This window comes from Synergistaceae bacterium (assembly GCA_021372895.1).
Classification (GTDB): Bacteria; Synergistota; Synergistia; order Synergistales; family Synergistaceae; genus JAJFTP01.
This window is the reverse complement of record JAJFTP010000013.1, coordinates 1-6,387: the sequence shown is the minus strand read 5'-3', so window position 1 is coordinate 6,387 and position 6,387 is coordinate 1. Positions and strand designations below refer to the sequence as shown.

Here is a 6,387-nt window from a genome sequence, read left to right as displayed (position 1 = left end):
GCTTTTTATGTCATTTATACTCTCGTAATCCAGCTTTGGCATAAATCGCACCCCTCTTTCACATAAAATCAGGACCTATATCGCAGTAAGCATATCAACATATATTATGATGTCAATAAATATCTTAACTGTGGATGCCGATAAAAAATCAAAAATATGAAACCTGCTTGACTTAGAGTCAACTCCAAGGACTAAACTGCGGACATAGAGATGAGCATAGGATAAGAAAGGAGGCATAAGACATGGCGAGGCCCTATATTATATGCCACATGGCGACATCGTTGGATGGGAAGATCACCGGCAGGTTTCTAGAAAAAAGAGAATACAGTGGGATCGTCGAGACCTACTATCAAATTCACAAAAATTACGATGCGGACGGTTTCATATGCGGACGTATCACAATGGAAGGCAGTTTCCCCCAGTCGTCCGTCCGGCTAACCGAGTATGAAGGGCCGGCTATAGACAGAAATGATTTTATAGCGGAAAAAGCTGCTTTTTATGCAGTGGCCGTTGATCCACATGGAAAACTATTATGGGATGACCGTGTCATTTTCGATCCGGATGAAGGATATGATGGCGCGCATATCATAGAAGTACTGACAGAACAGGTATCAGATGCTTTCCTGGCCCACTTGCGCTCCAAAGGTGTTTCGTCTGTTTTCGCAGGCAAAGATACTATCGATCTGGAGCAGGCTGTCCAAAAACTCAAGAGCTTATTTGGTATTAATAAACTGCTTCTTGAGGGCGGCGGCATCATCAATGGCTCATTCCTGGAGGCCGGTTTGATCGACGAAATCAGCCTTGTGGTAATTCCGGCGGCAGAGGCATCAGAACAGGCAATTCCGTTATTTCAAACAAGCAAATATACATCTGCAAATGCAAAATCAGCAGCCTTCGGGTTGAAAGCTGCTGAAAAATTAGACAATGGCAGTCTATGGCTGACCTACTCGAAATGATATGGAGGAATGAACATGTACAATTTTATTTTCCAGAACACAACCAAAATCTACTTTGGTCAAAATCAACTGGAGCATTTGGGGGAAGAGCTCAAACATTATGGGAATCGTGTCCTTTTGACTTATGGCGGCGGCTCCATCAAGAAAATCGGTCTTTATGACAAGGTTATGGCTGAGCTGAAACGCGCCGGATTATCCGTTTTTGAACTCTCCGGCATCGAACCCAACCCCCGTCATACGACGGTCAACAAAGGCGCGGACATCTGTAAAAAAGAGAAGATCGACGTACTTTTAGCTGTCGGCGGCGGCTCAACCATCGACTGCACAAAATTCATTGCTGCCGCTGCATTTTACGAAGGTGACAGTTGGGACCTGGTAACTCAGAAAGCGCCTATCACCAAAGCGCTGCCGATTTTTTCGATATTGACGCTGTCTGCCACCGGATCGGAAATGGACGCAGGAGGAGTCATCAGCAACATGGATACCAATGAAAAATATGGATTTTCGCATCCCCTGCTTCAGCCGAAAGTATCCTTCCTGGATCCGACTAACACGTATTCTGTCAGTGCATTCCAGACTGCCTGTGGCGGAGCGGATATCCTGTCTCATATTTTTGATATATTCTATTTCACCAAGTCGCCTAAAATGGATATGATCGATCGCGTCATGGAGGATGTCATCAAGACTGTTATCAAGTACGCTCCGGTCGCTGTCAAGGAACCCACCAATTATGAGGCCAGAGCAAATCTCATGTGGGCGGCCTCCTGGGCCTTGAACGGCTTCCTGCAAACTGGCGGATCCCAGGCTGCAAGCTGCCATAACATGGAACATGAGCTCTCAGCTTATTATGACATTACCCATGGGCTTGGCCTTGCCATCCTCACGCCGCGTTGGATGGAGTATATTCTGGATGAAAACACTGCACCTCAATTCAAAAAGTTCGGCATCAATGTATTCGGTGTTGATACCTCCCTTTCCGATATTGAAGGTGCAAAAAAGGCGATCAGCAAGCTGAGTGAATTCCTGTTTGATACCCTCGGACTGCAGAGGACCCTGACAGAAATCGGCATTGATGAAACACACTTCAAGGCTATGGCTGAGAATGCCTGCCGCGGTGATGTCATGCATGGTTATAAGACTCTGACACCTGAAGATGTGGAGAACATTTACAGGATGTGTTTGTAAGGAGAATATTATGAATACATTTCACAGGTACAGCATATCTCAAAATGCTTACATCTGTAGGCGTAGCGATCGGCAATGTGACCTTTGGACCAGGTTGCCGCAATAACTGGCATATCCATCATAAAGGCGGACAGATATTGCTGGTGACAGGATGACGCGGCTGGCATCAAGCCTGCGGAAAACCTGCAAGGGAATTGCATCCCGGAGATGCAGTAGAAATACCAGCTGAAGTCAAACACTGGCATGGTGCCGCTAAGGACAGCCGGCTCTCTCATCTGGCTGTGGAAGTGCCAGCGGCAGGCGGGTCCAACGAATGGATTGAGCCGATGACTGCCGAGGAGTACAATATATTCACATGAGCCAAGGAGGGGAAGGCACGATGACCATCTCTGAAGTAGCAAAAAAATATGGTTTGACGCCTGATACTTTGCGGTATTACGAGCGTGTTGGTTTGTTACCAAATGTACGCCGTACCTCTGGAGGAATAAGGGATTATTCTGAGCAGGACCGCCGCTGGGTTGAATATATAAAATGCATGCGCTCTGCCGGTGTTTCAGTCGAAACATTAATTGAATATGTAAAGTTGTTTCATGAAGGTGCGAAAACTATTCAAGCCCGGAAAAAACTCCTTCTTGAGCAACGGGAACAAATAGTGGCACATATCAATGAAATGAATGATGTATTGGCTAAGCTGGACTGGAAGCTGGACGGTTATGAGGAGCGAATGCTTAAATTCGAAGAAGAGAATTTAAGAAAATAATGCATTTGCACACCACTTAAAGTATTCACATCCCTGGCCTCACAAATCGTTAGGAGGGAACCGGTTGGGGTCAGGCCTACACAATTGACAGAAAGGCATTCAGTCATTACTGAAAAGCACTAATAAATCAGTCATGGCCTGTATAGGTAGGCCTGACCCCTCGGGCACATATTGTTGTCTGGCTAAAGCAAGAGCATGGATACTTAGCCTATACCAAGGCGGCTTTCTTCATCTCATCGATTTTGGCAAGGACAGAGAGAAGGTAAAGCAGCACTATTCCGTTTGCGGTAAGTACCACCCCAATTACCGGCCCGGGGATCAGATTTTTTATCAGCATAGATATTCCGAACACTATCGAAAGAATGTTCAGCGTCGACTGAGTGAGAAACAGCCTTTTTATTATTGAAGGAACATCTGCAGATCCTCTCTCCTTCATCCCTTGTCTTGAGTGGATCATTTTTACCAGGGGTATCCCCCCTCCGCCAATGTTCAGCAGGGCGATGATCAGGGTCAGGCAGGGCACAAGTATTTCAGGGACAATGCATGAGATTATCCCCATTGATGCAAAAAAGAGTCCGAGAAATACCAGAGGCCATGTTCTTGTAAAGGACCTCAGTGGCGTATTTCCGAAAGCTATCATCTGTATGGACATGATCACTACAAGAAGTCCTAACTGTGCACTGCCTGAAAACGGCAGAATGCCGATAGTAACCGGTATGAGCAATATCCCCAGCAGTACCATGAATACTCCCGTTATAAGGATCACCGCACGGTCATCTGAAAGCTGCACCCCTGCGGATGGCCTCTCCGCCACGCCGGGATAGATGGCATATATTTTAAAAAGCACCGCAGTCAACGTAAAAACAAGCACTCCATAAAGGAGGACTGAAAGGGAGATAAGTCCGCCGGAAATATAATTTTTATCGATCAGGAGGATCGAGATGAATACCGAAAGGGAATAGACTGCGGTGCAATTGACTGCAAGCGTCATAAGTATCCCGCCCTTTTTCCTCCACAGCGGAAATTTGTTTTTTGAAAAAAACATCTGCATCAAAAGAAGTATGCCTCCGGGGCCGAAACATATGAATAATATGAACCGTGGGATCCCTTTCAGAAGATCGGGGATAAAGCATGTGATTATTCCAACGCAGGCAACAAAGATACCCAGGATAAGAACCGAGAGGGGCCTTTGGGGAACGTCCCCGAAAGGTGTCTTGCCAAGTACCGTGATCTGAAGAGCATATATGAATATCAGAAGTCCGAAAAGACCGTTTTCATAATACGGCACCTTGCCTGCGTAAGAAGCGAAAAGCAAAAGCCCGGCGATGACCATGGTCAGGCCCGCAACCATCAGTATTACAAGGTCGATGGGTATATCAGCTTTTTTTGAAGACCATCCGCCGCCGAACATATCCAAGCCTCCTCAGGATCGGATCCGGTTTAAACGATGCGCCGGGCTTTCAAAGGATCAAATTAAGCAAGTATAAACTTTTAGCAGTAGGTCCCCTTCGTACGGTAGTTTTCCCTCCTTTCATCCGCAAGCTGCCTCATTAACTTGTCGAATTCATCTCTCTTTTCCCTGTAAAGATAGTCAGCTTGCCTCGCCGATTCAGGGAATATGATCAAGAGAGACCCTTTCGCGATCTCATCGAATATATATTCCACAGCCTCTTCTACGCTTAATGAATCAGCGGGAGGGGTCACCCCTGCGAATATGGGGGTACGGACATTTCCCGGGCAAAAAACGCTGAACTGCAGTCCGTCGTTCTCCAGTTCGTACTGGAGACATTCTGTCATAGATATAACAGAGCTCTTGGTCGCCGCGTAAACAGCCTGATAAGGAACGGGGACCTTTCCGCCTATGGATCCCGTATTGACAATGTGGCCGAACCCCTGTTCCCTCATTACAGGAATGGCGGTATATGTGCCGTGGATGACTCCCATCTGGTTAAGGTCTATTATGAATTTCCATATGTCGAAGGTGATCTTTTCTGTCGGCAGGGTGAGGCCCATACCTGCGTTGTTGAAAAGAAAGTCAAGATGACCCGCATGGTTTTTTGCGTCAAATATTAGTTTTTGTACCTGGTCGAGTTTTGTGACATCTGTAAGTATGGGGAAAACCTTGCCGGGATATTGGATATTCAGCCTGTCTGATTCACGCTTGAGCCCCTCTTCATTGAAGTCGCCCATAAAGACTGCTTCAGCACCCCTTTTCAGAAGTTCTTCAGAGATCCCCAGGCCCAGACCTGACGCCGCTCCTGTCACTGCTGCAACTTTTTGTTCAAAATATCCGCTCATGGCATGCTCCTTCCGAGAATCGTAAGATTCTGCTGCTCCTGCCGCAATGATCTTAAATCACCCGCGTTGGACCATTAAACATCATCTGTCTACACCCCTGCCCGGTTTGGAGAAGACCTCTTTATGATAATGATCTTTTACCGATGTGTCCATGGTATTGCGGTATTTGTTATAGAGGGCAAAGACAGCCTTTATCATCACCCCGTGCGGACAGGGCATGCAGTATTCACTGTCAGCGCAGGGAATTGTCGTACTGCTTCCGTATTCCTTTGAGATCATGGCAATAATATTTTTATCCTTTTCGCTCATTACGCCTGGTACCGAACCGCTGAATACACTCAAACCATCCGCAAGCCGTTCCATAGTGCTTATACCAGAAAACTATATCAAGCTGCGGAGTCCGGCAGACCTAAGAAGAAGGAACAGGCCCCCTATCTCCTTCAGCTCAGCCCCGCTGTACCGATGACAGAAATAGATCCCTTTCTGTCAATTGTGTAGGTCTGACCCCTTGGGTCCTTCCCACGCCCGTGGGGAACACCTGTGCGCAAATGGGTCAATCATAACAGGGAGCGGTTGCTCCATGATATCCGGATCGGCTGCCCGGTCTGGTGCGGGAATATAATGGATTCCCGGTTCTGTTAGGTAAAATACGGACTACCGCTGTAATCATTGATATTTTTTAACAAATCACCTATAGTTATCAAAGTAAGACCGCTCAGATCACCGGGTGCCCCAGTTTGGGACGGTACCGGAAGCTGAGCGCATATGCCGTGCCAAAATGAACACTTCGACCGCTTGAGTTGCACACACCCCCTGACCGCTATAAACTGAACACCTCCACCGCTTAAATTGTACCCCCCTTAGATTTCATATGACATTATGCCTCACCCTCAGTCGTTCCCGAGTGATTCCCCGCCCCGTCGTTCCCGAGTGATTCCCCGCCCCGTCGTTCCCGTATGCCTCTGAGCGGGAACCCAGGTCTGGCCTTGGCTTTTGACTTTTTCTTGATGTAACTTTAAACCTCTTGTGAATTTTGCTTTCAACAGCTTAGAAAAATGAAGTCTCAAATCACATTCAAAAATGAAAACAGTGGACCTGGATCCCCGCTCGAAAGCATACGGGGATGACGGAGAATGAGGCATACTGGCTATCATCAAGAGCTGCGTAGGTTAATAGGAGTCCTAATGA

At 47.0% G+C, this 6,387-nt stretch carries 6 protein-coding genes; 3 read left to right on the top strand and 3 right to left on the bottom strand.

Annotation, left to right across the window (positions count from 1 at the left end):
• Positions 1–242 precede the first annotated feature (242 nt).
• The 3 genes from LLF78_01705 to LLF78_01695 all read left to right on the top strand — a co-directional run bounded on the left by LLF78_01705 (position 243) and on the right by LLF78_01695 (position 2,901).
• Positions 243–956 (top strand): RibD family protein, encoded by a 714-nt coding sequence (locus LLF78_01705; protein MCE5201216.1) that lies wholly within the window; start codon positions 243–245, stop codon positions 954–956.
• Between the two features lie 15 nt (positions 957–971).
• A complete protein-coding gene (locus LLF78_01700) occupies positions 972–2,141 on the top strand; it encodes an iron-containing alcohol dehydrogenase (GenBank protein MCE5201215.1) in 1,170 nt (389 codons plus the stop codon).
• A gap of 379 nt (positions 2,142–2,520) precedes the next feature.
• On the top strand, positions 2,521–2,901 hold the full coding sequence (locus LLF78_01695; protein MCE5201214.1) for a MerR family transcriptional regulator: 381 nt from the start codon (positions 2,521–2,523) through the stop codon (positions 2,899–2,901).
• 208 nt (positions 2,902–3,109) lie between these two features.
• On the opposite strand, the gene LLF78_01690 is transcribed toward LLF78_01695, so the two are convergent.
• The 3 genes from LLF78_01690 to LLF78_01680 form a co-directional block, all read right to left on the bottom strand.
• Positions 3,110–4,312 (bottom strand): hypothetical protein, encoded by a 1,203-nt coding sequence (locus LLF78_01690; protein ID MCE5201213.1) that lies wholly within the window; start codon positions 4,310–4,312, stop codon positions 3,110–3,112.
• A gap of 80 nt (positions 4,313–4,392) precedes the next feature.
• Positions 4,393–5,199, bottom strand: a complete 807-nt coding sequence (locus LLF78_01685) for an SDR family oxidoreductase (protein MCE5201212.1) — start codon at positions 5,197–5,199, stop codon at positions 4,393–4,395.
• An 81-nt stretch (positions 5,200–5,280) separates the two neighbouring features.
• Entirely contained in the window at positions 5,281–5,562 is a 282-nt protein-coding gene (locus LLF78_01680) for a hypothetical protein (GenBank protein ID MCE5201211.1), read from the bottom strand.
• Between the last annotated feature and the right edge of the window lie 825 nt (positions 5,563–6,387).